At 67.4% G+C, this 26,995-nt stretch carries 25 protein-coding genes, 1 pseudogene and 1 CRISPR repeat array; of the genes and pseudogenes, 6 read left to right on the top strand and 20 right to left on the bottom strand.

The genetic code is table 11. The features are described from left to right. Positions 1-29: 29 nt before the first annotated feature. The 8 genes and pseudogenes from ATI37_RS12670 to ATI37_RS07465 form a co-directional block, all read right to left on the bottom strand. On the bottom strand, positions 30-1,793 hold the full coding sequence (locus tag ATI37_RS12670) for a phosphotransferase (RefSeq protein ID WP_456300747.1): 1,764 nt from the start codon (positions 1,791-1,793) through the stop codon (positions 30-32). A gap of 12 nt (positions 1,794-1,805) precedes the next feature. Further along, entirely contained in the window at positions 1,806-2,015 is a 210-nt protein-coding gene (locus tag ATI37_RS12110; protein WP_232822468.1) for an acyl-CoA dehydrogenase family protein, read from the bottom strand. Between the two features lie 3 nt (positions 2,016-2,018). Then, positions 2,019-2,468: a MaoC family dehydratase gene (locus tag ATI37_RS07490; protein WP_117237812.1), complete on the bottom strand. Its 450-nt coding sequence runs from the start codon at positions 2,466-2,468 to the stop codon at positions 2,019-2,021. Positions 2,469-2,957: 489 nt separating this feature from the next. Next, positions 2,958-4,093 (bottom strand): annotated as a pseudogene (locus ATI37_RS07485) (acyl-CoA dehydrogenase family protein). Between the two features lie 230 nt (positions 4,094-4,323). After that, on the bottom strand, positions 4,324-5,829 hold the full coding sequence (locus tag ATI37_RS07480) for an alkaline phosphatase (RefSeq protein ID WP_117237811.1): 1,506 nt from the start codon (positions 5,827-5,829) through the stop codon (positions 4,324-4,326). A gap of 37 nt (positions 5,830-5,866) precedes the next feature. Then, entirely contained in the window at positions 5,867-6,583 is a 717-nt protein-coding gene (locus tag ATI37_RS07475) for a glycosyltransferase family 2 protein (RefSeq protein ID WP_117237810.1), read from the bottom strand. Further along, a complete protein-coding gene (gene surE / locus ATI37_RS07470; protein ID WP_117237809.1) occupies positions 6,567-7,301 on the bottom strand; it encodes a 5'/3'-nucleotidase SurE in 735 nt (244 codons plus the stop codon). Before surE ends, ATI37_RS07475 begins: the two co-directional genes overlap by 17 nt. Positions 7,302-7,310: 9 nt before the next feature. Then, a complete protein-coding gene (locus ATI37_RS07465; RefSeq protein WP_117237808.1) occupies positions 7,311-8,048 on the bottom strand; it encodes a TIM barrel protein in 738 nt (245 codons plus the stop codon). An 84-nt stretch (positions 8,049-8,132) separates the two neighbouring features. Here ATI37_RS07465 and ATI37_RS07460 point away from each other — a divergent pair, with 84 nt between their 5' ends. From ATI37_RS07460 to ATI37_RS07445, 4 genes are all read left to right on the top strand, one after another. Further along, positions 8,133-9,047: a carbohydrate ABC transporter permease gene (locus tag ATI37_RS07460; protein ID WP_117238558.1), complete on the top strand. Its 915-nt coding sequence runs from the start codon at positions 8,133-8,135 to the stop codon at positions 9,045-9,047. Next, complete coding sequence (locus ATI37_RS07455) at positions 9,040-9,852, top strand: carbohydrate ABC transporter permease (protein ID WP_117237807.1); 813 nt, start codon at positions 9,040-9,042, stop codon at positions 9,850-9,852. Before ATI37_RS07460 ends, ATI37_RS07455 begins: the two co-directional genes overlap by 8 nt. 9 nt (positions 9,853-9,861) lie before the next feature. Then, positions 9,862-11,160, top strand: coding sequence for an ABC transporter substrate-binding protein (locus tag ATI37_RS07450; RefSeq protein ID WP_117237806.1), 1,299 nt, complete (start codon positions 9,862-9,864; stop codon positions 11,158-11,160). 182 nt (positions 11,161-11,342) lie between these two features. Continuing rightward, on the top strand, positions 11,343-12,590 hold the full coding sequence (locus ATI37_RS07445) for an esterase-like activity of phytase family protein (protein WP_117237805.1): 1,248 nt from the start codon (positions 11,343-11,345) through the stop codon (positions 12,588-12,590). A 2-nt stretch (positions 12,591-12,592) separates the two neighbouring features. Here the strand turns inward: ATI37_RS07445 and ATI37_RS07440 are convergent, their stop codons facing one another. Together ATI37_RS07440 and ATI37_RS07435 are read right to left on the bottom strand one after the other, a co-directional pair. Continuing rightward, positions 12,593-12,820 (bottom strand): hypothetical protein, encoded by a 228-nt coding sequence (locus ATI37_RS07440; protein ID WP_117237804.1) that lies wholly within the window; start codon positions 12,818-12,820, stop codon positions 12,593-12,595. A 3-nt stretch (positions 12,821-12,823) separates the two neighbouring features. Beyond that, positions 12,824-13,633 carry a TIGR00282 family metallophosphoesterase gene (locus ATI37_RS07435; RefSeq protein WP_157969085.1) on the bottom strand — a complete coding sequence of 270 codons (810 nt, stop codon included), beginning with the start codon at positions 13,631-13,633 and terminating at the stop codon, positions 12,824-12,826. A gap of 182 nt (positions 13,634-13,815) precedes the next feature. Between ATI37_RS07435 and ATI37_RS07430 the strand changes: the two genes are divergently transcribed. Next, on the top strand, positions 13,816-15,252 hold the full coding sequence (locus ATI37_RS07430) for a pyruvate kinase (protein ID WP_198665525.1): 1,437 nt from the start codon (positions 13,816-13,818) through the stop codon (positions 15,250-15,252). A 176-nt stretch (positions 15,253-15,428) separates the two neighbouring features. Here ATI37_RS07430 and ATI37_RS07425 read toward each other — a convergent pair whose 3' ends face one another. Genes ATI37_RS07425 through ATI37_RS07415 form a run of 3 tightly spaced genes read right to left on the bottom strand, consistent with a single transcriptional unit; the run spans position 15,429 to position 18,131 of the window. Then, positions 15,429-16,127, bottom strand: a complete 699-nt coding sequence (locus ATI37_RS07425) for a CHAD domain-containing protein (protein WP_117237801.1) — start codon at positions 16,125-16,127, stop codon at positions 15,429-15,431. After that, positions 16,124-16,624, bottom strand: coding sequence for a SixA phosphatase family protein (locus ATI37_RS07420; RefSeq protein ID WP_117238557.1), 501 nt, complete (start codon positions 16,622-16,624; stop codon positions 16,124-16,126). Before ATI37_RS07420 ends, ATI37_RS07425 begins: the two co-directional genes overlap by 4 nt. A 10-nt stretch (positions 16,625-16,634) precedes the next feature. Beyond that, on the bottom strand, positions 16,635-18,131 hold the full coding sequence (locus tag ATI37_RS07415; RefSeq protein WP_198665524.1) for a Ppx/GppA family phosphatase: 1,497 nt from the start codon (positions 18,129-18,131) through the stop codon (positions 16,635-16,637). 33 nt (positions 18,132-18,164) lie between these two features. On the opposite strand from ATI37_RS07415, the gene ATI37_RS07410 reads away from it, so the two are divergent. Further along, the gene (locus ATI37_RS07410) at positions 18,165-19,985 is read left to right on the top strand and encodes a polyphosphate kinase (protein ID WP_117237800.1); all 1,821 of its coding nucleotides are present in this window, start codon (positions 18,165-18,167) and stop codon (positions 19,983-19,985) included. 127 nt (positions 19,986-20,112) lie between these two features. After that, positions 20,113-21,175: direct repeats of the CRISPR family, unit length 29 nt; unit sequence CGGTCCATCCCCACGTGTGTGGGGACTAC. A gap of 57 nt (positions 21,176-21,232) precedes the next feature. Here the strand turns inward: ATI37_RS07410 and cas2e are convergent. The 7 genes from cas2e to casA are packed head-to-tail and all read right to left on the bottom strand — an operon-like array spanning position 21,233 to position 26,974. Beyond that, a complete protein-coding gene (cas2e, locus tag ATI37_RS07405; RefSeq protein ID WP_198665523.1) occupies positions 21,233-21,613 on the bottom strand; it encodes a type I-E CRISPR-associated endoribonuclease Cas2e in 381 nt (126 codons plus the stop codon). Beyond that, complete coding sequence (gene cas1e, locus ATI37_RS07400; RefSeq protein WP_117237799.1) at positions 21,567-22,544, bottom strand: type I-E CRISPR-associated endonuclease Cas1e; 978 nt, start codon at positions 22,542-22,544, stop codon at positions 21,567-21,569. The genes cas2e and cas1e overlap by 47 nt, the downstream gene beginning before the upstream one ends. Before the next feature lie 8 nt (positions 22,545-22,552). After that, a complete protein-coding gene (cas6e, locus tag ATI37_RS07395) occupies positions 22,553-23,179 on the bottom strand; it encodes a type I-E CRISPR-associated protein Cas6/Cse3/CasE (RefSeq protein ID WP_117237798.1) in 627 nt (208 codons plus the stop codon). Continuing rightward, positions 23,169-23,846 carry a type I-E CRISPR-associated protein Cas5/CasD gene (cas5e, locus tag ATI37_RS07390; RefSeq protein WP_117237797.1) on the bottom strand — a complete coding sequence of 226 codons (678 nt, stop codon included), beginning with the start codon at positions 23,844-23,846 and terminating at the stop codon, positions 23,169-23,171. The genes cas6e and cas5e overlap by 11 nt, the downstream gene beginning before the upstream one ends. Position 23,847: 1 nt before the next feature. Continuing rightward, positions 23,848-24,999, bottom strand: a complete 1,152-nt coding sequence (gene cas7e / locus ATI37_RS07385) for a type I-E CRISPR-associated protein Cas7/Cse4/CasC (RefSeq protein WP_117237796.1) — start codon at positions 24,997-24,999, stop codon at positions 23,848-23,850. Beyond that, the gene (gene casB, locus ATI37_RS07380; protein ID WP_117237795.1) at positions 24,996-25,490 is read right to left on the bottom strand and encodes a type I-E CRISPR-associated protein Cse2/CasB; all 495 of its coding nucleotides are present in this window, start codon (positions 25,488-25,490) and stop codon (positions 24,996-24,998) included. The genes cas7e and casB overlap by 4 nt, the downstream gene beginning before the upstream one ends. Continuing rightward, positions 25,487-26,974, bottom strand: a complete 1,488-nt coding sequence (casA, locus tag ATI37_RS07375) for a type I-E CRISPR-associated protein Cse1/CasA (RefSeq protein ID WP_232822467.1) — start codon at positions 26,972-26,974, stop codon at positions 25,487-25,489. The genes casB and casA overlap by 4 nt, the downstream gene beginning before the upstream one ends. Positions 26,975-26,995: the final 21 nt, after the last annotated feature.

Raw genomic sequence — 26,995 nt, 5'->3', positions numbered from 1 at the left:
AGGCCCCAGCGGAGGTTGCCCGAGACCTCCTACCAGAAGAGCTCCTCCGGGGCCACCTCCCTCCCCGTGAGGGCGTTGTAGCGTTCCAGGAAGGGGCCCACCTCCCCCACTCCTCCCAGGCGCCTGGCGTCCTCGCCGAAGCGCCATGCCCGGACCAGGGGCCAGGCCAGGTCCTCCCGGGGGTCGCCCAGGTGGGCGAACTCCCAGTCCAGGACGGCGAGGAGCTCCTCCCTGCTGACGAGGAGGTTGCCGATGCGGAAGTCCCCGTGCACCAGCACGGGGGACCGGGGGGACGGGGGGTTTTGCGAGAGCCAACGGAGCCCCCACTCTAGCGCGGGATGGGGCTCGCCCAGGGCGTCCAGGTCCTGGTAGGCCAGGGCCAAGGCCTCCTGCCAGGGGGGTTGGCTGGGAGGGGGGAGAAAGCCCACCTCGGAGAGGGGGATGGCGTGGATGGCCGCCAGCTCCCGGGCCATGGCCTCGGGGAGGCGCGCCCGCACCTGGGCGTACTCGGGCCGGCGGACGATGCGGGTCCCAATGGACTCTCCCTCCAGCCGTTCCATGAGGAAGGCTTCCCGTCCCTCCAGCTCGGGGAAGTAGTGGAGGGGCTTGGGAACCCTAACCCCGTGGGCGTGGGCTATCTGGAGGAGGCGGAACTCCTGAGCCAGGGGCAGGGTTCCCGAGTAGATCACCCCCCCTCCCGCCCGCCGGAGGAAGAGGGGGAGGACCCCATCCCCCGTGCGGTAGTCCAGGGCCCAGGCCTCCTTGGAGGCCCCCCCGGGGAGGCGCCTCAGGGCGAGGATCTCCCCCGGCCCGAAGAGTTCCCTAAGGGTGGCCTCCAGGGCCTCCCTCATGGCCTGAGCCCCTTGAAGAGGGCCCGCTTGCCGATGCTGGCCCGGTGGACCTCGCTGGGCCCGTCGTAGATGCGGAAGGGCCGTACCTCCCGGTAGAAGATGGAGAGGGGGATGTCCTCGCTGATGCCCAGGCCGCCCGTGATCTGGACCGCCCGGTCCACGGCCCACGGCCCGGCCCACGGCCTCGGCCACGAAGACCTTAGCCATGGAGGCCTCGTGGCGGATCCTCTCCCCCCGGTCCAGCTTCCAGGCGGCGTGCCAGACCATGAGGCGGGCGGCGTGGAGCTCCATGTGGCTGTCGGCGATCATGAACTGCACCCCCTGGTGCTCCGCCAGCCGCTTCCCGAAGGACTCCCGCCTCAGGGCGTATTCCTGGGCCAGCTCCGTGGCCCGCACCCCCACGCCCAGCCAGCGCATGCAGTGGGTGAGGCGGGCCGGGTCCAGGCGGAGCTCGGCGTAGTGGAAGCCCTTGCCCACCTCCCCCAAGACCGCCTCCTCCCCCACCTCGCACCCCTCCAGGAGGATCTCTCCGTGCCCCCCCGGGCTCCAGTGGTCCATGGTGGGGATGGTGCGGAGGAGCCTCAGGCCCGGGTGGTCCCGGTCCACCAGGAACATGGTGGGGCCCTCCTCCGCCCGGGCCAGGACGATGAAGAAGGCCGCCCCCTCGGCCCCGGTGGTGTACCACTTCCGCCCCTCCAGCACAAACCCCCTTCCCTTGCGCCGGGCCGTGGTCTGGAGGAGGCTAGGGTCCGATCCCGCCCCCATGGGCTCGGTCATGGCGAAGCCGCTCCGCACCTCTCCTGCGAGGAGGGGGTGGAGGTAGCGGCGCTTTTGGGCCTCGCTGGCCACCTGGTGGAGGAGGTGCATGTTCCCCTCGTCGGGGGCCGCGGCGTTGAGGGCCCGGGGGCCCAAGAGGCTCCGCCCCGCCTCCTCCAGGATCACGGCGAGCTGCCGCTAGGAAAGCCCAAGCCCGCCCAACTCCCGGGGCATTTGGGGTAGGAAGAGGCCCCAGGCCCTGGCCTCCCTTTGGAGCTCCCCCAGGACCCCCTCCAGGCGCCCCAGGTCCCTGGCCACCTCCCCCTCCCGGGGGATGACAGCCTCCTCTATGAAGGCCCGCACGCGGTCCCTAAGCGCTGCCGTTTCCTGGTCCAGGCTGAAGTCCATGCCTTACCCCCTTGGCCTCCTCCGGACCATGGTCACGAACTCCCCTTCGTGCACCGCCTCACCCCTTTGGTTCACCACCCGCACCCTCTGGACCAAGATCCCTCGGTCGGGTTTGGAGGTCTCCCGCTTCTCCAGGATCTCCGTCTCCCCGTGGACCGTGTCCCCGATGAAGACAGGCTTCAGGAAGCGGTAGTTCCGGACCTCCAGCCAGGCGATGAGGGTTCCCTCAAAGTGGCCCGAGCGCTGCCTCAAGCCCGTCAGCATGGCCAGCACCAAAAGGCCATGGGCGATGCGCTGGCCAAAGGAGGTCTCCTTGGCGTGCTCGGCGTCGGTGTGGATGGGATTGTAGTCTCCCGAGACCCCGGCGAAGTTGACGATGTCCGCCTCGGTCACCGTGCGCCCGGCCGTGACAAACCGCTGGCCCACCTCAAAGTCCTCAAAGTACATGCCCATCCCTATCTACCTCCTTTGATTCCCGACCCCAGGGATAACCCGCCCGTGGGACCGGGGAAAGGGATGCCCACCCAGATACCCTTGGGGGCTAGCCTTTAAGGGCCAGCACAGAGCCCGTTGGCACCAGGCTATCCCCACCCTCCACAACCTCACCAGCCCCTCCCGCTACCAGAAACCCCCATGAGGTCCGCTTCCAGGGTACGCACCCACCCCTCCAGAGGCAAGTTCCAAGAGGAAGCCCAGGTGAGACGACCCCGGCGAAGCGGGCACCCCACGGGTGGCCCCGAGCTCTCCGGGGCCCCTCTGGAAAGCCCTTTCCACCCCTTTGGGCTGGCCGAGGCCTAGCCTCGAGGCCCACTACCGCCTCCCAAAGGGCTTTTGCCTCCACGACCACCAGCCCCTCCCCCCGGGCAAAAAGCCCTAGGGCCGCCCAGCCGACGCTCCTGGCCGCTCCGGTGAATGGGTCGGTTTTACCGGAAAGCCTTCTCATTAGGAAAACGCCCTCAACCCCGTCAAGTGGGCCCCGATGACCAGTTTCTGGATCTCGCTGGTGCCCTCGTAGAGGGTGAGGATGCGGGCGTCACGGTAGAGCCGGGCCACCTCGTACTCCTCAAAGAAGCCGTACCCCCCGTGGACCTGGATGGCCTTGTAGGCCACGCGGTTGGCGGCCTCGGAGGCGAAGAGCTTGGCCATGCTGGCCTCCAGGGTGTACCGCTCCCCGGACAGCTTCTTGGTCACCGCTTGGTAGACAAGGAGGCGGCTGGCCTCGAGGTCCAGCTTCATCTCCGCCAACTTCTCCTGGACCAGCTGGAAGGCCCCGATGGGCCGGCCGAACTGCTGCCGCTCCTTTACGTAGGCCAAGGAAAGGCCCAAAGCCCGCTGCATCAGGCCCACCGCCCCCGCCGCCAGGGCGATCCGGCCTATGTCCAGGGTGGAAAGGGCGATCCTGAATCCCTCCCCCTCCTGCCCCAAGACCCTTTCCCTGGGCACCCGCACCCCGTCCAGGAAGACCATCCCCGTGTCCGCTGCCCGCAGCCCCAGCTTTCCCTTCAGGGGCATGGTCTTGACTCCGTCCCGGCGCTCCACGAGGAAGGCGGTGATCCCCTGGCTTCCCCTCTCGGGATCAGTCTTGGCGAAAACCAGGAAGACCTCAGCCACGTTGGCGTGGGAGATGAAGGTCTTCTGCCCCTCCAGGAGGTAGTGGTCCCCATCGCGGTAGGCCCGGGCCTGCAGACTCCCGGCATCGGAACCCGCCCCCGGCTCGGTAAGGCAGTAGGCCCCTAGAACCTCCCCCCAGGCTAGGTGAGGGACATAGCGCCCTTTTTGCTCCGCCGTGCCGTAGGCTAGGATAGGGGTTAGGACCAGGCTCTGCTGTACGGAGAGGATGGAGCGCAAAGAGGCGTACCCCCCATCTCCTCCAAGAGAGCGATGTAGGCCCAGAAGTCCAGGCCCGCGCCGCCCAGCTCTTCAGGCACGAAGACCCCGAGAAACCCCAGCCGGGCCATCTCCTCTACCAAGGGCCAGGGGAAAACCTCCTTTTCCTCGTACTCCCGTAGGGCCGACCCCCGCTCCGCCAGGAAGCGGCGGGCCAGCTCGCGGATCTCCTTGTGTTGGGGAACCTCTATCCTTAGACCTCCTTCCGGGAGATTTTACCGTCCGGTCGTTAAGTCCACCTTAGCATTTGCAGTAGGCCCTCGTCAAGCGCTACCAGCAGGACTTTACCCCCATCTTCACTGCATCCCCCTCGGGGCTATCCCTAGCAGTCGGATGGGGAGGCGAGGCGGGGCATGGCCGCAGAAGGGCCAAGCATAAGCCCCCGGGAGCGCCCGGGGGCTAGGGAAGGAGGAGCGGGCCGCTAAGCCCAAGCGTCCTCAGGGTGGCGGATCCCCTGAGGCCTTGCCCTCAGGATCTCCAAGGCCTCCTCCTCCGACATCACCGGATTCTGGTAGCGGATACCCAAGGCCTCGCCCATGAGGCGGAAGACGTGGGTGTTGTCCATGAGGCCAAGCTGGAGGAAGCGGAGGCCCTGCCCGTAGAGGAGGGCGATCACCGGGCTCGCCGTATGGTGGCCCGAGCTCCAGCCGATGTTGGGCCGGTCAGGCCGGCTAGCGTTCCGCTGGTTCATGGCCCAGGACATGGTATTGGCGGGCTGGATGCCGTAGCGGATGCCGTCGGGGCGGTGAACCCTCCTGGTGACGGCCTCCACCACCATCTGGGCCTCTTCTTCGGTGAGGGCCACCCCCTTCATGGCCTGGAAGACCTCCTTCACCTGGGCAGGGTCGGGGTTCTGTCCCAAGACCCGGCCCATCTGCTCGAAGCTGGCCTTCTGGCCCTCGAGGAGGTCTACCCCCACCGAGCTCTCCAGGTAGCTCCGCCCCGCCCCGTAGAGGGCCCCTACCCCGGTGGCGTGGTCGGAGACCAGGATGAGGAGGGTATCTGGGCGCTGATCCACGAAGCTGGTGAGGAGCTCCAGGGCCTCGTCCGCGGCCAGGACATCCCAAAGGGTGGCGGCGGGGTCGTTCAGGTGGTTGGCGTGGTCAATGCGCCCCGCCTCCACCTGCAGGACGAAGCCGTTGCGGTAGGAGGCTAGGCGGGGAAGGGCCGCCTGGACCATCTCCTTGAGGCTCGGGACCTTCACCCCCTGGAAGCGCCGGTCCACCTCGTAGGGGACGTGGCTATCCGAGAAGACCCCCAGGAGCTTGGAGGCGTTGCTGGCCCGCAGCTCCTCCGGGGCGCGCACCACCCCATACCCCGCCTTCCGGAACTCCCCATAGAGGTCCTTCTTGTCAGGGCGCCTCTCGGGGTTGAAGAAGCGGTCCCCGCCCCCCAGGTAGACCTCGGCCCCGAAGGCCAGGTACTGCTCCGCGATCTGGTTTTCCGCGTTGCGGTCCACATTGGAGATCACGAAGCTGGCGGGGGTGGCGTGGGTGACGGTGGTGGTGGTCACCAGGCCCACCGCCTTGCCCGCCTCCTTGGCGGCGGCGAAGAAGGGCTTCAGGGGGGTGCCGTCCGCATGGACCGCCAGGCCCCCGTTCACCGTCTTGACCCCGCAGGAGAAGGCGTTGCCGGCGGCGCTGGACTCGGTGACGTAGCTGGTGAGGCTGTAGGTGTTGAGGAGGCCGTTCGGGTAGCGGGCTAGGAGGCGCTCCAGGTGGAGGGTGCGCCCCAGGCGCCGCCTGGCGTAGGCCTGAGCGATGGCGTAGTCCTCCCAGGAGAAGCCGTCGTAGACGAAGACGATGAGGTTCCTGTACCTGCGGCCCAGGGCCGGGGCGTTCTGCGGGGCCCCTTGGGCCAGGCCCTTGGGGGCCAGGCTCAGGCTTCCTAGGAGCGCCGCCGTCTTGAGGAGGTCCCTTCGTTTCATACGATTCACCTCCGGAGACCATGCAAACACGCCCTTGTCAGGAGGCTGTCAGGGCCAGTTGGAGGTGGTCCTTGAGGGTGATGCCCTCCAGGCGGTGTTTGGCCATGAGGGAGGAGAGGTCCCGCCGCCTGGACTCCAGGTTGGCCCCGTAGCTCTGGTTCTCCCCGTGGACCCTCACCCCCACGTTGGGCCCGGGGAGGTAGTGGAAGGGAAGCCCGGCCCTAAAGGCGCGGAGCCAGAGGTCCCAGTCCCAGTAGTGGCCCATCTGGGGGTCAAGCCCCCCCAGGTCCTGGAGGGCCTTGCGGGGCAGGGCGGTCCCCGAGGCCAGGATGCGGTTGTCCTTGAGGAGCCAGGGCCCCGGGGGGCCGGGCTCGTAGGGGATCGCCTCGCTTGGGGTCAGGAGGAGGCCCCCGGAGTAGGCCACCCCCTCGCCCCCCTTCAGGGCCCGGGCCACCCGGTAGAGGTAGGCGGGGTCCAGGAGGAGGTCGTCGTCGTCCAGGAAGAGGACAGCATCTCCTTGGGCCACCTCCAGGGCCCGGAGCCTAGCCCCCACCTGCCCCCTTTTCCCGGACCATACCCCCTTGATGTGGGGCTCTTTGAGGGCCTCCACCACCCCAAGGCCCTCCCCTTCCCCGTCTTCGGCCACCACGGCTTCAAATCTGCGATAGGTCTGGCGGAGAAGGCTCAGGAGGGCCTGCCGGAGGAGGTGGGGCCGGTTCCGGGTGGGCAGAACCACGCTAAGGGTGGGCCACATCGCGGTACCTGGGAGAAAGCTTCCCCTCGTCCGTGAGGTCCAGGCGCAAGGGGGTGAGGCTCACGAAGCCCTGCTCCACCGCCCAGCGGTCCGTGCCCTCCTCGGCCTCGGTGAGGGGCTTGGCGGCGAACCAGTAGACGGGCCGGCCCATGGGGTCGGCCTCGGGGACCACCAGGCCCTCGTAGCGGCGCACGGACTGCCGGGTCCAGAGCATCCCCTTGGGCCTGAGGGGCAGGTTGACGTTCACCAGGAAGGGCCCCTCGAGGCTGAGGAGGACCTCTAGAACGTCCTCAATCCAAGGTTTTAGGGCGTGGAAGTCCGGCTCCTCCCCGTTCATGCGCACGCTAAAGGCAGCGGCGGAGGCCCCCAGGAGGAAGCCCTGCTTGGCCGCGGCCACGGTGCCGGAGTGCCAGATCTCGTGGCCCAGGTTGCTCCCCAGGTTCACCCCGGAGAGGACCAGGTCCACCGGCCCCAGGAGGTGGAGGCCCAGGGCCACGCAGTCCGCTGGGGTCCCCCGGACCCGGTAGGCGGGGAAGGGAGCAGGGTGGGGGTAGGCCCTTAGGGGGTGGGCGATGGAGATGGCGTGCCCGGCCCCGCTCTGCTCCGCATCGGGGGCGCTCACCGCCACCTCGCCAAACAGGCTCGCCGCCTCCGCCAAGGCCCAAAGCCCGGGGCTATAGATGCCGTCGTCGTTGCTGACCAGGATTCTTCGTCCCATGGCCCCACCCTATGGGGCTTCCGTCAAGGCTCGGTCAAAAAACCCCTCCAGCCAGCGCAGGGAGGGGGTGGGGTCCCCCCGGACCTCGAGGACCAGGGTGGCCTCCAGGCAGCCTCCTAACCAGGCCTCGGGGCGGCCCACGCCCCGGCCCAGGTTCCAGTGGCGGTCGTAGGTCCCGTCGTGGTCATTGAGGTGGAGGTGGTCCGGGGCCAGGGCCAGCCAGGGTTCGGGAGCCGGGGTGCGGCTGAAGACCTGGGCGTGGCTGGGGTCAAAGCAGAAGCCCAGTTCCGGCAGGGCCTCGAGGACCACCCTGAGGGAGGCGGGATCGGGCTCATGGGTGTTCTCTAGGAAGAGGGCCACCCCCAGGGCCCGGGCCCGGCGCACCACCGGCCGCAGGGCCTCAGCCAGGATGGGGGCCCTTTCCAAGGCCTCCTCCGGGGTGCGGCCCGCGGGGATGCCGGAGTGGAGGACCGCCCGGTCCGCCCCCAGCTCCACCGCCCGCTCCAGGCCCAAGAGGAGGCGCCTTAAGGTGAGGCCCGCCACCTCGGGGTCCGGGGAGAGGAGGTCCAAGTTCCAGAAGGGAAGGTGGACGGAAAGGGGGAAGGAAAGGGCGGGCATTTTCCCGAAAAGCTCGTCGTCCTCCAGGAGCTCCGGGTCCAGGTAGGCCTCGGCCCCAAGGCCCAGGGCCTCCAGGAGGGGGGCCTTGGCCTTGAGGTTCCGCACGTGGAGGCTTAGGCGGACATCCATGGCCCAAGACTAGCCCCCCGCCGTCAGAAGAGGGTCAGGGCGGGGATGACGCCCTTCTGACAAACCTCTGGGAGTATGGCCCTTGTGATTAGGGCATCCGCATCCACGCAGGCGCAGGCCCGGGCCCGAAGGCGCAAGGAGGAAGCCTGGGCCTTGGGCCTCCTCCTCCCCGCCTTTGGCCTCTTCTTCCTCTTCTACGTGGTTCCCCTGGGCCAGGCGATCTGGCTCTCCCTCCACCAAGAGGACCTCTTCGGTCGGGACCTGCGCTATAGCGGGCTTGACAACTACCGCCAGGTGCTCCAAGACCCGGCCTTTTGGAGAAGCGCAAAGACCACCCTCCTCTTCGCCGCCCTGGTGGTACCCTTGGAGCTCCTCCTGGGCCTCCTCGCCGCCCTCCTGGTGTGGCGCCCCTACCCTGGGGTGGCCCTCTTCCGCACCCTCTTCTTCCTCACCACCGCCGTGCCCACCGCCGTGGCCGCAGTGGCCTGGGGCTGGTTCCTCCACCCCGTGGGAGGCTACCTAAACCACGTCCTGAGGACCCTAGGCCTTTCCCCCCAGCCTTGGCTCACCAACCCGGACCTGGCCCTCCCCACCTTGGCCGTGGTCACCGCCTGGGCGGGGGTGGGGTTCACGGCCATCCTCCTCACCGCGGGGCTCCAGAACATCCCCGAGGAGGTCCTGGAGGCAGCTAGCGTGGACGGGGCCAGCCCCTGGACCCGCTTCTGGAGGGTGGTCCTCCCCCTCCTTTCCCCCACCCTCTTCCTGGTGGGCCTCCTGGTCCTCCTGAAAAGCCTCACCGCCTTCGGCCAGATCCACCTGCTCACCCGCGGCGGGCCCATAGAGAGCACCATGGTTTGGATCTACCGGGTCTACCAGGAGGCCTTCTTCAACTTCCGCTTCGCCTACGCCGCCGCACAAGGGCTTCTCCTCTTCCTCCTCCTGGTGGTCCTGGCCGCCTTGCAGTTCCGGCTCCTTGGGAGGAGGGTGCACTATGCGTAGGCTTTGGCCCACCTACCTCCTGGCCTCCTTTTACGCCTTCCTCCTCGTCCTGCCCCTTCTGGTCCTCCTCTCCGCCAGCCTCCGCGCTCCCGAGGACCTCTTCACCCCGGGCCTCCTGCCCCCCAAGGTGAGCCTCGAGGGCTACCGGGCCGCCCTCACGGACTACCCCCTCTGGCGGTACCTCCTCAATAGCCTCCTGGTGGCCTCCCTGGCCACCCTCGGGGTCCTCCTCACCAGCCTCCTCGCGGGCTACGGCCTGGCCCGCATCCCCTTTCGGAGCCAGAAGGTCTTTTTCGGCCTGGTAGTGGCCCTCCTCCTGGTGCCCGGGGAGGTGACCTTCCTTCCCCTATACCTCCTCATCAACCGCCTGGACTGGCTGGACACCTACCAGGCCCTCATCCTCCCCTTCGCCGCAAGCCCCCTAGGGGTCTTCCTCCTCCGCCAGTACATCAAGACCATCCCCGAGGACTACTTTGACGCCGCCCGGATAGATGGGGCAGGCCACCTGGGCCTCATCCGCCACGTGGCCCTGCCCCTTTCCGCCCCCGCCCTGGGGGCCCTGGCAGCCCTCACCTTCATCGGGGCCTGGAACATGTACCTCTGGCCCCTGGTGGTCACCCAGTCCAGGGAGATGCAAACGGCCCAGATCGCCATCAACTTCATCCTGAACGAGGCCGATGCCGTGGCCCGCTGGAACGTGGTGGCCGCGGCCAGCTTCCTGGTGCTCCTGCCCACCCTTTTGGCCTTCCTGCTCGCCCAAAGGGCCTTCGTCAAGGGGATCGCCCTGGGCGGGCTGAAGGGATAGGAGGTCGGTATGCGGAAGCTCGCAGTAGGTCTAGCGGTGTTGGCCCTAGGGGCGGCACTGGCCCAAAGGGTCCAGATCACCTTCTGGCACTCCATGGGCGGGGTGCTGGGGGAGGCCACGGAGGCCCTGGTCAGGGACTTTAACGCCAGCCAGAACCGGTACGAGGTCAGAAGCCAGTACGTGGGGAGCTACGACGACGGCATCAATAGGCTCCTGGCCGCCTTAAGGGCGGGCCGGGGCTACCCCCACGTGATCCAGGTCTACGACATCGGGGCCCGGATCATGGCGGACTCGGGCGCCGTGATTCCCCTAGAGGACCTGGCCCGGCAGAGGGGCTTCAACCTGGATAACTTCGTCCCCCAGACCCGGAGCTACTACACCGTGGACGGCAAGCTCTACGGCCTGGCCTTCAACTCCTCCAACCCCCTCCTCTACTTCAACATGGCCGCCTTCCAGGAGGCGGGCCTGGACTTCAAGCCCACCTGGAGCCTCAACGACCTGGAGGAGGCCGCCCGCAAGCTCACCAAAAGGGATGCCTCCGGCAGGACGGTGCGCTACGGCCTTTCCATCCCAATTAGCTCCTGGTTTGTGGAGCAGTTCTCCTACAACTCCGGCTTCCACTTCTGCAACAACGAAAACGGCCGCAGGGCCCGGGCCACGGCGGTGAGCTTTGACAACGAGGCCGCGGTCGCCCTCCTGGACACCTACGCCCGGTTGGTCCGGGAAGGGGTGGCTGTCAATACCGGCCGGAACTGGAGTGACTCCCAGAACCTCTTCTCCCAGGGCCAGGCAGCCATCGCCACCTATTCCACAGCGAGCCTCGCCGGGGTCCTGCGCCAGGTGGGGGGCCGCTTCCCCGTGCGCACCGCCTTCTTCCCCTACCTCAGGGAGCGGAATGGCGTGGCCATCGGCGGGGCCGCCCTTTACGTGCTCAGGGGCTTCCCCGCAGAGGAGACCGAGGCCGCCTGGGCTTTCGTGCGCTTCCTCCTGGAGCCCAAGACCCAGGGCAAGTGGCACGTTGCCACGGGCTACTTCCCCGTGGTCAAGGGGGTGGACGAGCTCCCTGAGGTCCGGCAAGCCCGGGTGAGGAACCCCAACCTCACCACCGCCATTCAGCAGCTGGCCACCTCCAAGGTCAACAACGCCTCCGCTGGGTGCCTCATGGGGAGCTTCCCGGAGATCCGCCAGTACGTGGAAGCCGCCTGGGAAGAGGTCCTGCGGGGCAGGCCCGCTAGGGAGGCCCTGGCCGCGGCCAAGGCTAGGGCGGACCAGGCCCTAGCTCGGTACAACGCCAGCGTGGGGCGGTAGGCCCCATGGCCGCAGGGCCCTGGGGCCTCCCCAGGGCCCTTCCCTTTGATACCCTTTCTTCTTGTTTCCTTCGGTCAGCTAGAGGCCCACCGAGCACTTTCTGCCGGGGTGGTATGACCGGCCTCTGACGTTTACCCTCTAGGCTTCCCCCGGGGGCAAGAGCCCCTCTTCTAGAGGTGCCCATGAAAAAGACCCTGACCCTAGCAAGCCTTCTCTTGGGCGCAGCCTTGGCCCAGAAGGTGGTGGGAGTCTACGGCCTGGCGCCCACCCCTCTCCAGGCCCTGAACCCCTACCTCCTGCCCCAGGAGGTGGCCTTGGCCCAGGCGGCGGGCCTCGCCCGGCTGGACCTGCCCGCCCCAGGGTCCGGCCTCTATCCCCTAGGGGAGAACCGCTTCCTGGGCCTCACCGACCGGGGCCCCAACCTGGACTGCGCCCGGGGAAGCGGCAAGGTCTTCCCTGTTCCCCGCTTCACCCCGAGCCTGGTCTTCCTCCGCCTCGAGGGCCGGGAAGCCTGGGTGGAGCGGAGCCTCCCCCTCTACACCCCCAAGGGCAGGCCGGTGACGGGCCTGCCCAATCGACCCCAGGACGACCTCCCCTTCCTGGACACCTCCTGCACCGCCCGCCTGGCCTACGACCCCAATGGCCTAGACCCTGAGGACGTGGTGGTCCTGCCGGGGAACAAGGGGTACCTCCTGGTGGAGGAGTACGCCCCTTCCCTGGTGTACGTGGACCTCGAGGGGGTGGTACGAGCCCGCTTCGTGCCCAAGGGGGTGCGTTTGGAGGCGGACTACCCGGTCAAGGACACCCTCCCCGGCATCCTGGCCCAGAGGCGCAACAACCGGGGCCTGGAAAACCTGGCCCTTTCCTCCGACGGGAAAACGGCCTGGGCCATCCTGCAAAGCCCCATCGGAAGTACCAGAGACCCCGCCTTTGACGGGAGCCTGGTGGCGCGGGCGGTGCGGCTGGATGTCTCCGACCCCTTGAACGTGCGGACCACGGGGATGTACCTGGTCCCCTTCTCCGACCCCAAGGACTATCCCAAGGCCAACCGGCCCAGGGACATGAAGTATTCGGCAGCCTTCTGGGTCAAGGAGGAAACCCTTCTCCTCCTGGAACGGGCCGAGGGCGGGGCCCGCATCTACCTGGTGGACTTCAAGGAGGCCACCAACCTCCTGGAGCGCCCCGACGGGGAAAGCCCCGAGCTGGACAAGGCGGGAACGGACTACGCGGGGCTAGGCATCCGCCTGCCCACGCGGCGGCTTCTCCTGGAGACCTGGAAGTTCAAGGAGTTTGACACCGACAAGCTGGAGGGGCTGGCCCTCCTGGAGGACGGCAAGACCCTGGCCCTCATCTCGGACAACGACTTCGCCGTGGGCGAGGAAAAACCCACCAAGCTTTGGCTGGTGGAGCTACCGGAAAGGCTCCGCTAAGGTTATCCGGGACCTGGCCCGCCCTCTCCCGGGGGGCGGGTTCCCTTCAAGACCGCCACCACCCGAAGCCAAAGGCGGCCCCGGGCATCCCGCCCCGTCAGGAGGAGGATCCGTTCCGCCTGCAAGTGGTGGGCGAAGACCGCCTTTAGGTCCGCCGCCAAGCCCTTCAAGGCCTCGGGAGACAGGCGGGCTTCCAAGTCTTCCACGAGGAACTCAACCTTATCCCCCATTCCCTAACCCCCTTGGGGCACCCCCTGGAGGGCTTGGAGGCGATGGATGGCCTTGGCCCTCCCCCCGTCCAGATCCACCACCACCGCGCCCACCTCCAAAGGCCCCTGGGCCCAGGCGAGCCTCCCCCCTCGAGGGGGCCGCTTTCGCCTTAGGACCGCTACCAGGAACCCTGGCTCGTACCCCTGCATCCCCCCAGAGGGCCCCACCATGCCCACGTCGGACACGTAGGCCGTGCCCCGGGGAAGGATGCGGAGGTCCTGGGTGGGCACGTGGGTGTGGGTGCCTAGGACCGCGGCCACCCGGCCATCCAGGGCGAAGGCCAGGCCCAGCTTCTCAAAAACGCTCTCCGAGTGGAAGTCCACCAACACGGGCATCCCCGCCTCCAGGCCCGGGAGGAGCCCCTCCAGGGCCCACAGGGGGTCGTCGGCGGGGGGCCAGGCGCTCCGGCCCACCAGGTTGACCACGATGAGGGCCCTCTCCTGGCCCTCCAGAACCAAGTACCCCCGCCCGGGAGCGAAAGGCCCTGCGTTCAGGGGGCGGAGGACCCGGGGGTGGTCCAGGAGCTCCTCCGCCCAAGGGGGGTCAAAGGAGTGGTTCCCACCGGTGATGGCGTCCACCCCGCAGGCGAGGAGGCGGTCCACGGTCTCCGGGTGCATCCCCGCCTTGCCCAAGGCGGGGTCGGTGAGGTCGGCGTTCTCCCCGTTGGCCACCACAAAGTCCACTCCCAGCTTCCGTCGGAGCCGGGGCAGGTTTCCCTCCAGGTAACGGATGGCCGCCTCCCCCACCAGGTCGCCAAAGAAGAGGATCCTCACCCTACCTCCTGGTAGATCCCCCCGGTGAGGGGAGAGGTTGGGGCAGAAGGGGGCCCGAAGGGAAAGGTCCCATCCCCCCAAACCTAGCCTGCCTTCGTCAAGCCCCCGTCAACGTACCCCAAGGGCATCGCCCCCTGGCACCTCTTGACCCTGGCCTGACAGAACCGGGCTATGATGAACGCGTGGAGGACCAAGTCCTCCTCCAGCGGCTCCTTAGCCTTCGGGAAGAGGTCCTGCGGGAATCCGAGGAGTACCTGAGGGCCTGGGGATATCCTGGGCCCAAGCTCAACAACCTGGCCCACTACCTGGCCCTGCGCCGGCACGACCTCCGGGAGCTACAGGTAGAACTGGCCTGGCGGGGGCTCTCCTCCCTGGGGCGGTGCGAGTCCCGGGTGCTGCCCAATCTGGATGCCGTGATCGCCACCTTGGGGGCCACCCTGGGCCTCGGGTTTCCCGCTCCCACCAAAGAGGAGTTCTTCGCTGGGGACATCGCCTTGAGCCAGAACGGCCAAACCCTTTTCGGCAAGGCGCCGTCCCACCGCCAGGTTCGGATTATGGTGACCCTGCCCACGGAGGCCGCCACGGACCCGGGCTTCCTGAGCCGCCTGCTTGCGCAGGGGATGGATCTGGCCAGGATCAACCTCGCCCATGACCAACGCCCGGTCTGGGAGCGCATGCTCCTCCACCTTCGCCAAGCGGAAGCAGGCATGGGCCGGGCCTGCCCCGTTCAGATGGACCTGGCGGGGCCGAAAATACGGACGGGCGCGGTCCTTACCCCTCCTAGCCGGAAGAAGGTCTTCGCGGGGGACCGGATCCGCCTCACCCCCGGTCCCCCTAGGCCTGACCCCAGGGTTCCTTTCCAAGTGGAGGTTGTCCCTCCCGAGGTCCTAGCCCATCTTCGCGAGGGGTCGAGGGTCTGGATCGACGACGCCAAGATCGCGGCTCGGGTGGTCCAGGTGGAGGCCTCAGGGGTCCTGGTGGAGGTGGAAACCGTCAAGCCCAGCGGGAAGAGGCTTCGCGAGGAAAAGGGCCTGAACTTCCCCGATACGGACCTCCACATACCCCCCCTCACCGAAAGGGACATCGAGGACCTGAAGTTTGTCGCCCAGAACGCCCAGCTGGTGGGTTACTCCTTCGTGCAAAGGCCGGAAGAGGTGCGCCTGCTTCTGGACGAGCTGGACCGGATAGGGGCTCCCCCGGGCCTGGGCGTGGTCCTCAAGGTGGAAACCCGCCTCGCGGTGAGAAACCTGCCCGCCCTCATCGCCGCGGCCGTGGACCGGCGTCCGGTGGGCGTGATGATCGCCCGAGGGGACCTGGCGGCGGAGCTGGGCTGGCTCCGCCTCGGCGAGATCCAAGAGGAACTCCTCTGGATCTGCGAGGCCGCCCATGCCCCGTTGATCTGGGCCACCCAGGTGCTGGAGAACCTGGTCAAGGAAGGGACGCCCTCGCGGGCCGAGCTTTCCGATGCCGCATTGGCGGCTCGGGCGGAATGCGTCATGGTCAACAAGGGACCCTACGTGGCCGAGGCGGTGGCCCTTTTGGACCAGTTCCTGACCAGGATGCAGGCCCACCAGCACAAAAAGACCTCGCGGCTCAGGCCCCTCTACTCTTGGCAGTGAGGCCTAGTAGGGCACTTTCGGCCTCCTCCACCGGCGCCCTGAAGGGGACCAGACCGCCCCCGCCGAAGACGGGGAGCCCAAGCGGCACGGGGCCCGGTTCAGGGAGGCCTTGAGCTCCTTGGGCGCGGCCTACCGAGATCCACCTCTCCCAGCGACAAATCCCCCAGAGTGTCCCCCTAGACCCCCAGGGGCACGGGGAGGCCAAGCTCCTCCAAGGCGGCGACAAAGGCTTCCCGAAGGGCCCGTTTGGTCTCCTCCAAAAATGGGGCGGCTTCGGGGTCCGGGTGGGCGTGGAGGTAGGCGAGGAGAAGCCCTTCCATGACCCCGAGGTCGTTGAGGCTGCCCAGAACCTCCTGAAGCGCCCTCTCCCGCTTGGTCGAAAGCCCCAAAAACTCCTTGGCGTAGCGGACCCGCCTGAGGGCACGGCGGTAGGCGTGCAGGTTGTCCAGGGTAGGCTCCGCCCTCAGGCGCCCCCAGCGGGCCTCCAGACGGCTCTCCAGGCGAGCAAGCCCCCTCCGCGCCCCCTTGCCTAGCGGGGGAAGGTGGCGGAGGGCGCGAAGCAGCGCCCCCATCCAGGGGGAGAGGAGGAGCTGCCTGAGGGTCCGCCTGGCCTCCCCTAGCTCGGCCTCGAGGTGGACCCGGAAACCCGTCGGGAGCTCCCCTCCCAAGGCCACCTCCAAATCCCGCACCCGACCCGCTCTGCGCACCAGGAGGCGGAGGTCGTCCTGGAGGACCCGCCAGCCCAGGAGGTCCAGGTACGCCCGAAGCCTCCTCCCCGCCACCCGCACCTGGTGCACCCCCTCGGGGTCCTCCCCGGACAGGGCCAGGGGCAGGTGGGCCTCGAGGTGTTCCACCCAAGCCCGGGCGTCTCTCATAGGCGGAAGACCTTGGGCGGGAAGAGGGCCCTTAGGGTCATGCCCCCAGGGCGTGGTGTCCCCTCCAGCCAGGCCACCCCGCCCTTCTTGAGGAGGAAGCGCCCCTCCAGGGCATCCTGCACCGAGCCCCCCAAGAGGTCCCCAAAGAGGAGCTGGGTCAGAAAGACCGAGAGGTAGGGCTCGTGCCCCACCAGGGCCACCCGCCCCTCGGCGGGGATCTCCGCCAGGAGCTCCTCTCCGGGGGGCTCGGCCAGGTGGGGGCTCACCCGGGTCTCCCCCTGAAGGAGGTCGGAAAGGAGCTCCGCCGTCTCCAGGGCCCGGCGCTTGGGGCTCGTCAGGATCAGGTCCAGGCCCACCCCCAGGGCCGCGAGGCCCCGCACCACCTTGCGAAAGCGCCGCACCCCCTTGGGGGTGAGGGGGCGGGCGTCATCCTCCTCCTCCCCCGCCCCCTCGGGAAGGGGCAGGGCGATGGCGTGGCGCACCAAGAAGAGCTCCATGCCCTCCATCCTACCCCTCCCAGACCACCTCCAGGCCCACCCCGAAGGCCTCCCGAAACAGCCCCTCCTGCTTCTCCGCCTCCAGCCGCTCCACCCAGGGGTCCTCGGGGGCTTGGAGGAGGAGGCGCACCCTCTCCCCTAGCTCCACCCGTACCCCTTCCACCCGGCCGGAGCGGGTGCGCTCTAGCATCTCCGCAAGGCGCAGGAGGGCGGCGAGGCGCTTGAGGCGCTTCCCGTCCCCCCGGCCCAGAAGGCTGCGGAAAGGTCCAGGGTCGGGGTTCCCCCGGCGGTGGTAGCGCACCAGGAGGGCCAGAAGGGCCTGTTCCCGGTGGGTGAGGCCAAAGAGGGGCCCGGAGAGGACCAGGTAGGCCCCGTGCTTGTGGTGCTCGTGGTAGCCGATGTGCATGCCGATGTCGTGCAGGTGGGCCGCCTCGAGGAGGAGCCTCCCTTCCTCCTCCCCGTACCCGTGAAGGGGGACGAGGCCTTGGAACAGGGCCTGGGCCAGGGCCTTCACCTGCTCCCGGTGCGCCTCGGCGAAGGGGTAGTGGAGGAAGAGGTTCTCCAGGGCAAAGGCCCTTGGGTCCTGGAGGAGGTGGGGCTCGGGCAGGAGCCGGGTGAAGAGGACCCCCTCCCGGATGCCCACCCCGCTCACCCAAAGCCCCATGGCCCCGGTCTCCCGCAGGAGCACCCTGAGGAAGACCAGGGTGGCGGGCAGGGTGCGGGCCCGGTCGGGCTGGATCCCGGGTAGGCCGGCCCGCGCCCTCCAGGGAAGGGCCAGGAGGTCCTGGTACAGGGCCTCTACCCCCTCCTTGGGCAGGTAGTACCCGTGGAGAAGGTCCAGGGGGTAGCTCCGGCGCCTCTGGTGCAGGCGGGCGATGGCCCTGAGGTTCCCCCCCAGGGCCACCAGGGGAAGCCCCCGCTCCAGGGGGAGGGCCTTCAGCTGGCGGGCCACCTCCTTCTCCAGGGCTTTGACCTCCCCCTTGCCCGGGGGGTCCGAGGGGAGGAAGCCCTCCGTCAGGCGCAAGGCCCCTAGGGGCAGGGCCTTGCCGAAGACGAAGCGCCGCTCCCGCATGAGGGAGACCTGGGCGCTCCCACCCCCCTGGTCCACCACCAGGGCCTCGTGGAGAGGAAGGGCGTTGGCCACCGCCAAGACCCCGAGCCGGGCCTCCTCCTCTCCGGAGAGCAAGCGGGGGGCCAGGCCCGTCCGCTGGGCCTCCTCGAAGACCAGGTGGCCGTTTTCGGCATCCCGCACGGCGCTGGTCGCCAAGGTCACCACCTCGTCCGGCCCCACGGCCTGGAGGAAGCTGGCGAAGGCCCTCAAGGCCTTCCCTCCCCGCTCCAGGGCCCCGGGAGCGATGACCCCTCTGGACAGACCCTCCCCCAGGGCCACGGGCTCACGGAGCTCGTCCAAAAGCCGGTATAGGCGCTGGGGCTCGTAGGCGTAGAGGACCAGCCGGAAGGTGCCCGATCCCAGGTCCAAGACCGCCAAGCGGCGGGCCTTGACCATCCTCTGACCCTTCTCCGGCGTAATCTGAAGCAGATGCACCCCCTCCCCGAAGAGAGCTGGCTTCAGTTTAACCGCCGCGTCCTCCAGCAGAGCCAGCGGCCCGACTTTCCCCTTCTGGAGAGGATGCGCTTCCTCAGCATCTGGAACCGGAACCTGGACGAGTTCTTCGCCGCCCGCATCGCCAAGCCCTTCCTGAAGGCCAGGGGCAGCCCCCAGCACCTCAGGCTCCTGGAGGAGGCCTACGCCCAAGCCCTCCTGGCCCAGGAGCGCTACCGGGCCCTTTTGGAAGAGGCCAAGGAGCACCTACGGGTCCTCGAGCCGGAGGAGCTGGACGAACTGGACTGGCTTTACTTCCGCGCCTTCTTGGCCGAGGTGGTGGCCCCCAAGACGGACATCATCCCCTGGGAGGCGGCCCCGGACGTGAGCCACGGGGCCCTTTACTTCGCCTCCCGAGGCCACCTGGTGCGCCTGCCCCAAGACCTCCCCCGCCTCCTCAGGGTGCCTGGGCAGAAGGGGACGTACGTGCGTCTGGGAGCCCTCATGCGGACACGAAGCGACCTCTTTCTCCCCGAGGCAAGCCCCCTGTACGAGTTCCGGGTCCTGAGGCTTCTGGAGAGTGAGCGGACCCGGGCGGACTGGGACGAGCTGGCCCAGGCCCTAGAAGCGCGCCAGGAGGGCACGCCCACCCTGCTGGTGGCCGAGGAGTCCTTTCCCCCAGATTGGCTTAAGACCCTGAGGGAGGCCTTGGGCCTCCTTCCCCAGGAAGCCTTCCTCCTGAAACCCCCTCTAAACCTGGGTCTGGTGGACCATCTAGCAGCAGAAGGCCCCCCGGGGTGGCGCTTTTCCCCTTTACGCCCAGAAAGGCCCCGCGCCTTTCTGAAAAACCCCCTCAAGCGCCTTGAGACAAAGGACCTCCTCCTTTACCACCCCTTTGAGGACTACGCGGCCATTGAGCGCTTGGCGAAGGAAGCCCTGCGCCCCGAGGTCAAGGAGGTCTACGCCACCCTCTACCGCATCGGGGAGGAGAACGCCCTGGCCGAGGCCTTGATCCAGGCGGCCCAGATGGGCAAGCGGGTTCACGTGCTCCTGGAGGGGAGAGCCCGCTTTGACGAACTCTTGAACCTCTCCTGGTACCTCCGCTTCGTCCGGGCTGGGGTGGCAGTCCTGCCCCTTTCTGAGCGCAAGGTCCACGCCAAGGCCATCCTCCTCCTCACCCAGGAAGGGGGGTATGCCCACCTGGGGACCGGCAACTACAACCCTCTCAGTGGGCGCACGTACACGGACTTCTCCCTCTTCACTGGGAGGGAGGGGGTGGTGAGGGACCTGGCCGAGTTCTTCCGGGCCCTTCAGGAAGGGCGCACGCCCAGGCTCTCCCTCCTGAAGACGGGGAAGGCCATCCGGAGGGGCTTGGTGGAGGCCATCATGGCCGAGGCCCACCCCAAGGGCCGGGTGATCCTGAAGTGCAACCATCTAACAGATCCGGAGATCCTCGAGGCCCTGGTCCAAGCCGCGGAGAAAGGGGCCCGGGTGGACCTCCTGGTGCGGAGCACCCTCACCCTTCTCCACCCTCGCTTCCACGTGCGAAGCCTGGTGGGCCGCTTCCTAGAGCACGCCCGGGTGGCCGCTTTCCGCCATAGGGGGAAGTGGGCGGTGTACCTGACCAGCGCCGACCTCATGCCCCGGAACTTCCAAAACCGCTTTGAGCTCCTCTTTCCCGTTTTAGACAAGGAGGCCAGGGCCAAGGTCCTCAGGATCCTCAAGCGCCAGCTCAGGGACGACCGCAACACCTTCCTCCTCACTCCCGAAGGGGAGAGGTCCCTATGGGGCGGCAAACACGACGCCCAACGCCCCTGATCCGTCAAAGGGCGCGAAAGGGGGGCCACCGTTGGGCAAGCCAGGCAGGAAGGCGGATTCGGGATGCCAGACGAACCCCCGACTGAGGCCGACAAGAGGCGTTGGGGGGGCCGGGTCAGCCGCTCCCTGGTCCATCCCCACGTGTGTGGGGACTACGGGGCACTTGAGGAGTTTGAAGAGGTCGTGGACGGTCCATCCCCACGTGTGTGGGGACTACTGAACCCACTCCTTCAAATCCACATCCGCGTCGGTCCATCCCCACGTGTGTGGGGACTACGATTTGGACGAGCCTGGCCCTCCCCTCCACCCTCGGTCCATCCCCACGTGTGTGGGGACTACTCCTCCTCCATGGCCGCCAGTTTTTCCAGGACCGGTCCATCCCCACGTGTGTGGGGACTACAAGACGAGCGCATAGCGGCGTCCCGGGAGCGCGGTCCATCCCCACGTGTGTGGGGACTACCTCGGGGATTTCAATCTCTGGCGTGGCCATCTCGGTCCATCCCCACGTGTGTGGGGACTACAAACTGGCGCATAACCATGCAAAGGGCCCCCCGGTCCATCCCCACGTGTGTGGGGACTACGTCTTGGACCGTGTAGAACGGCCCGGCGGCCCCGGTCCATCCCCACGTGTGTGGGGACTACTTCGGACGCATGGCGTTGCGGGCCGGAACCACGGTCCATCCCCACGTGTGTGGGGACTACGGTGGCTACTTCAACAGCGGCCGATAGGGCAAACGGTCCATCCCCACGTGTGTGGGGACTACGCCCCCCCCCTGTGCTACCTAGCCCGCCCTTACGGTCCATCCCCACGTGTGTGGGGACTACACGGTGGCCAACCACCCCGTGGTTTGGGGGGACGGTCCATCCCCACGTGTGTGGGGACTACGAACCGGCCGGGGGCGAGCCCCCCGGCTCGGGCGGTCCATCCCCACGTGTGTGGGGACTACTCTGCACCCGCATGACGACGGTTTTGCGGTCCCGGTCCATCCCCACGTGTGTGGGGACTACATCGGGCATGGTTGGTTGCGGGCCCAGGAAGCCGGTCCATCCCCACGTGTGTGGGGACTACTCCACCGCTCCCCTTCACGTGCGAAAGTTTCCGGTCCATCCCCACGTGTGTGGGGACTACAAGATTACCGTCCCGGGAGATGAAGATCCCGCCGGTCCATCCCCACGTGTGTGGGGACTACACTTGACCAGAACGGCGAAAACTGCCCTTCACCCCCTTTTATGTGTCTTACCAGGGGCTATTGCAGATTCTTTTTTTCAAGATCCCCTTCGGATTCCTCAGCGGCGCAGCACTTGTAACGTTGCACCTGTTTAGTTAACCTCGCCGCCTTCCGCGCCGCCTCGGCGTTCCGAATGCTCACCAAAACTATACCATCAAAGTCCCGCAAAGTGCGGTCCGAGTAGCCGTGAAGCCGAAGGGCAAAGCCTTGCTCATTGTTGGCCCGATAAGCCATGGCCACCCGGCCCCCCTCCGCTTTCTCTACCGCCTTCTCCCAGAGGAGGTCCCTTACCATAGCGCTTACCCGGCCCACGAAGACCCCGGTGTCCACCTCTACCAGGAACCGGGTAAGGTCACCCCTCAGGCTCTTCGGCACCTTCTCCAGGACCATCACCACCATAGGCCACCCCGCCTTCCACCTCGCCCTCGAGGTCCCAAAGCCTCCCAGGACGGCTAGGGTCCTCCTCCACGGGGTCATCCCCCTCGGGCAAACCCAGGCCGTGGAAGAGGTTCAGGAGATCCTCGGAGATGCGCTCCAGCAGCCGCCCCTCCTGGATGGCTTGCCGCAAGGCCCTCCGCACCCGGCGCTCCACCCCTTCCTCAGACTTGGCCACGGTGCGGAAGGCGGCGGGGACTAGGTAGTCGGCCTTGTAGAGGTCGGCGATGTCGTACACGAAGGAGAGGAGCTTCCCCGTGTGGATGAAGCCCAGGGCAGGGCTGAAGCCCATGGACACAACGGCGGCGTGGGCCAGGCCATAGAGGTAGGCGGCCCCGGCGGAGAGGGCCCGGTTTACGGGGTCGGCCGCCCGCCAGTCCCTTCGGTCGTAGCTCCGGCCGTACCAGGGCACCCCGGTCTCCCGGCTCCAACGGGCGTAGGTCTCCCGCACCCGCACCCCCTCGAGGCCCCGCACCTGCTCCAGGGTCAGCCCCTCGGGAAGGGGTTGGGAAAAGCGCATCCGGTAAAGCCTCAGGACCACCTCCAGATGGAGCGCAGGGTCTGCCCAGGCCCGGGCCTGGCGGTAAAGGCGAGCCCCGCTTCGGGTGTCCCCTAGCCCCTGGGCGTAGAAGCGGGCCATCCCTTCCCCTACCCAGGCCACGGTGCACCCGTTTTCTGCGAGGAGACGGATGGCCGCGTGGGTGATGCGGGTCCCCGGGCCCAGGAACAGGACCCCCAGGTTCGCCGCGGGGGCCAGGGTGAGGCCCTCCTGGTCGTAGATGCCGATGCCCCCTGCCTCCCGCTCCACCACGGCGTGCTCCACGTAAAGGTAGGAAAGCCCGTCCCTGAGCTTGGGGAGCTCCTTCAGGTTCCTGGCGCTGGGCACGGGGGGCATGGCCCACCTCAAGGGGCTAGGGAGAGGAGGCCAAGGCCCAGGACCTTGCCCGGACCCACCCCCCGTTCCAGGGTAGCCCGAGCCTTCTCGGGGTCCACCACCTCGAGGACCCCCTCAAAGAGAACGGCCTGGATCTGGACCAAACGGCCCTCCTCCCCCTTGTGCCGCGCCTCCAGAAAGGTGTCCTGCAGGATGCGCACCAGGGGCCCGGTCTCGCCTTCTAGAAGGCGAAAGCCCCCTTCCGCAAGCCGCCTTTCCAGCCAGGCCAGCTTCTCAGGCGGGGTCTTCAGGGCCACCCGCTTGCCCGTGGCCGCCAGGCGCACGGCGGGGTTGGCCCGCAGGCGGAAGCGGAGGCGCTGGCCGGGCCGAAGGACGGGCTCAAAGGGCTTTGGGGGGAAGACCTCAGCGTACCCCTCCTCCAGCACGCTCCAGAGGGGCTCGGTGAGGGTCTGCACCAGGACCACGGGAGGCTCTATGCCCCGGGTGGGCTCCAGGCGCCAAAGGAGGCGTTCCCGCCCCTCCTTCAAGGCCTGGGAAACCGCCTTGGAAAGGGTGCGGTGCATCTCGTAGGGGTTGGCCAGGTCCCGCCGGGCCGCCCGGGAGGCCGGGTTGAGCACCAGCTTGCTAACCCACACGGGCCACCTCCCAGCTCGGAGGACCCTCGGGGACCTCTTCTTTGGGAAGCCACCGCTCCTCCACGTACCGGGCGGCGAAGCGGCGCTCGCTGAAGGGCCCCGCGGGCTGGTCGTAGACCAGGCGGCCCTCCCTGGCCTCGAGGGCCAGGAGGAGGTCTTCCCGAGGCTCGCCCCTTGCTAGGTAAGGGTAGGCCCTCAGGGCCTCTTCCAGGGGGGCTTCCACTAGGCCGTCTGGCAGGTAGGGGGGTGGACTTGGCACGTAGCCCTTGCGCCCCAGAAAGAGGGGAAAGCGGGGGTTTTTCAGGGCCCCGTGGAGCTCGCGAAGAAGCCCCCCATCCCCCTCGAGGCCCGCCAGGAAGGCCGCGTCGGAGAGGAAATACCGCCAGCTCTGCACGTCTTTCTTTTTCTTGCTCTCCAGGTTGGCGGTCCGGACTTCTTTGGCCGTCTGGTAGTCCACCTTAAGCACCCCTTTCCGGTCCACTCGCACCCCCATGCGGAGGGCGGCCAGGTCGGAGACGTCCTCCCTCCGGTCCCGGCCCAGGGCGGCGGCCAGGAGGCCTACTACCCCGCTTTTCGTGGGATAGGGCCAGGTATCCCGGTGGTCAAAGCGGCTCCGGGTGCCCCAGGACTGCAGGGGGCCTTGGAGCCTAAGGAGGAGGGTGGGCACGCTACACCTCCAAAAGCGCCTTCAGGGCCCTCTCCACCTCGGTCTTGAGGTCCCTAAGTCCCTCAAACAGGGGCCACGGGTCAAGGTCCTTCGCCTCCGTTAGGTTCACCGCCCCTTTCCACTCGGGGTTCAGGGGCCCGTAGGCCCGGTCAAACCTGGTCCACGTCTGGGCTAGGGCCTCCGCCGAGAGGGCGGAAAGGGGCCTGTCCTCCCGGGGACGGATGGGCCTCTCAAAGGCGGTGGCCAGGTTCCTGGGCAGGCCGACCCCAGCCCGGAAGGCCACGAAGAGGGGCGGGTTGTGGGCGGCGAAGCTGTTCTGCTTGCCCGAGGGCAGGGTAAGGGCGAAGGCCTCGAGGAAGGCCAAGGCCCCCCTTAGCGCCAGCTCCTTGTCCCCTTGAAGGTTTTCCAGGAGTTTCCCCAGGTCCACCACGGCGTAGCGGTAGAGGGTGGCGGAGTAGAACTCCACGTCCCCCATCATCCCGGCACCGGTTTCCTCCTTGGGGTTTAGGTCGTCCACGGCGGTGTAAAAGTCAAACTCCCGGTCCACCTTGTGGGTGGAAAGAGCGTGGGCCACCTGGCAGGCGGCATCCACCCCCAGCTCGGGCCGGTCCGCCAGCATCCGGCCAAAGAGGGCCAGATCTACGGCTTTTCCGCCATCCAACACCTCATTCAGCTCGTTACCCAGCTTTTGCTTAGTCCTTTTATCAAGCTCGCCTGACAGACGAGCGGAGTTGTTGACAATGAAATCAATAAGCTTCTCTATTTCCTTGGGAGCAGCAAAGATAAGATAAGTTGTCTCGTGGGGTTTATCTTTTTTGAAGAAGGCTCCTTCCCCCTTCTTCAGAAGTTGAAGTGTTTTCACACTCAGTTGTTCGGCATCGTTTTGGTTAAAGCCCCGTTTCATGAGCTCAGGTACCAGACGCTCGTTCACGAGCTTTTGTGTACGTACGGCAAACTCAGCATCTAAGAACTGTCCAAACAGCTTCTCCCTGAAATCCCTGAAAGCCACCCGCACCGCCCGCTTCTGGGCCTGGCTAGAGATCCTAGCCCGCCTAAACCCCCCAAAGAGAGCATCCTTGGGGCTTCCCGTGTCGTCCCGGTTCAGGTTGCTAGGGACCACCGTCTGCAGGATGTGCACTTCCATAAGCTTCATGCCTCCACCCCCTTCTTCTCCTCCGAAACCTCGGCTCCGTAGAACTCCCTGGCCCAGCGGGCCTGGACATAACGTTCCGGGGAAAACCAGCGCAACAGGTCGTTCAGAAGCTGGACGAAGTCCAACCCCCCTTCCACCAGGGCCACCGCCTGGCGCAAGCGGAAGGCGATCTGGTCCCGGTCGGCGTCCAAAAGGGCCAGGAAGCGCCTCTCCACGCTATCGGACCCCTGGGCCTTCTCCCAGAGAGCCCGGGCCAAGGTGCGGCCCTCCTGGTGGGCCCCGTCCTTCAAGGCGTAGAGGGCCGCCACCAGGTAGTGGGCCTCCCGCACCCAACCCTCCTCCTTGACGAAGGGCTCCACGTAGGGCATGACCTTGGGGTAGGCCCCCGGGGGAAAGGCGAGGCTCCGCCTCAGGGCCGCCCGCGCTGGGGTCCATGCCTTCTGGGCTTTCAGGCGCTCCAACCACTCCAAAAACCCTTTACCCTGGCTCACCCAACCACCTCCTCTAACCTACCCAGCAGGTAGCCCAAAAGCCGTTCCCCTTCGGCCAAGGCCTTGAGGTGCCGGGCCTCTGTGCCCAGAAAGAGCCGGGTGGCCTCCCAGGCTCCCCGGGCCGCCCCTTTGAGCTCTTCCCGCCATAGCTCCAGGGAATCTTTCTTCTCCACTTGGGCGAGGAACCTAGGGAAGGCCCCGTCCAGGGCGTGCCAGTAGAGGCGCTCCAGGGGAAGGGAGCGGGCGAAGTTCTTAAGCTCCTGGCGGTCCCGCTCGCCCATCACCGCCCAGGCCACCTCAAGCACCAGGTGGAAAAGGCCTTGCCCTAGCTCCTCGGCGGCCTTCAAGGCCTTCTCCAGATTCTCCTCTCCCTTCGGCGAAAGGAGCCCGGTGGGCAAGGGGTAGACCTCCCGGCGAACGTCTAGAACCTTGTCCTTGCCAAGCTCCGAAACCTGGCCCAGCACCCGGAGGGCCACCTGCCCTTCCCACCCTTCCTCCTCGTCCTGCAGCTTGTTTTGAAGATCCTGGGCATGGTCCACGGTGGCGGCCACCTTGCCCCCTTGCCTAGGGAGCATGGCGGAGAAGTCCCGCCAAAAGCTCTTCTCCTTGGAAAAGCGAAGGAACTCCACTTTGACCTTGGCATCCAGGCGCTGGGCCACCATGGGGTCCCGGTAGACGGCCTCCGAGGGCTTCACCCCGGGTCCGTACCCCATGAACCGCACCCCATCCCCTTCGTCCAGGAGGCGCACCCCCCGGGAAGGCCAGGTGTAGACCCGGGTCCTGCCGGAAAGGGGCCACTCGGTCTTGGCGCCCTCCAAGTCTTGGAGCCGCAGGGGAGGCACCTCCCAGATGGGGGCATCCTCCTCTTGAGGGTAGGGGACCAGGTTGAGGAGCAGGGTTTGCAGAAGGTTTTCCCCGGTGGGCAGGAAAAGGGCGGAGCGGACCACGGGGGCATCCTGGGCCGAGGGTACCCCGTACCGGCGCAGGAGGCCGCCCAAGGCAAAGGTCTGGTGTACCAAAAGGGCCCGGGTGGCCTGGGCATAGGTGGCCTTGGGGACGTTTTCCTCGGTGGTGTGGTCAAAGAGGGTGGGGTTATCGCCGCTTGCAAGTTCAGGAAGGAGCTTGCTCCAGGGAAGAGGTTTGTCCTCCGGGAGGTCCGCCACCTGGAGGAAGGGGGCCTCGGGGTGGAAGAGGAAGAAGCGGTCCCGGAAGTGGTTCAGGTAGTCCTCTATGGGCTTCTTGGGAAAGCGCCCCGCTCGCCACCAGTCCAGAACGTCCTCCGGCCGGCGGGGCCCCTCGAGGGCCCGGTGGAGAACGGCGAGAAGGAGCCGGTGAAGGGCGGCCTCCTCCAGGGGGGAAGGGGTTTCAATGCGGAGGATGGTGGGCGCCTCGAGGAGGGCCTCCCTTATCCCCACCTCCACCACCCGCTCCTCCCGCAGGACGGGGATCCAGGGTTCATCAACCAGGTTGAACTTGGCCTCCACGTTTCTCCCTCCTCCCTTGAG

The organism is Thermus sediminis (assembly GCF_003426945.1).
GTDB lineage: Bacteria > Deinococcota > Deinococci > Deinococcales > Thermaceae > Thermus > Thermus sediminis.
This window is presented reverse-complemented; position numbering and strand designations above follow the sequence as displayed.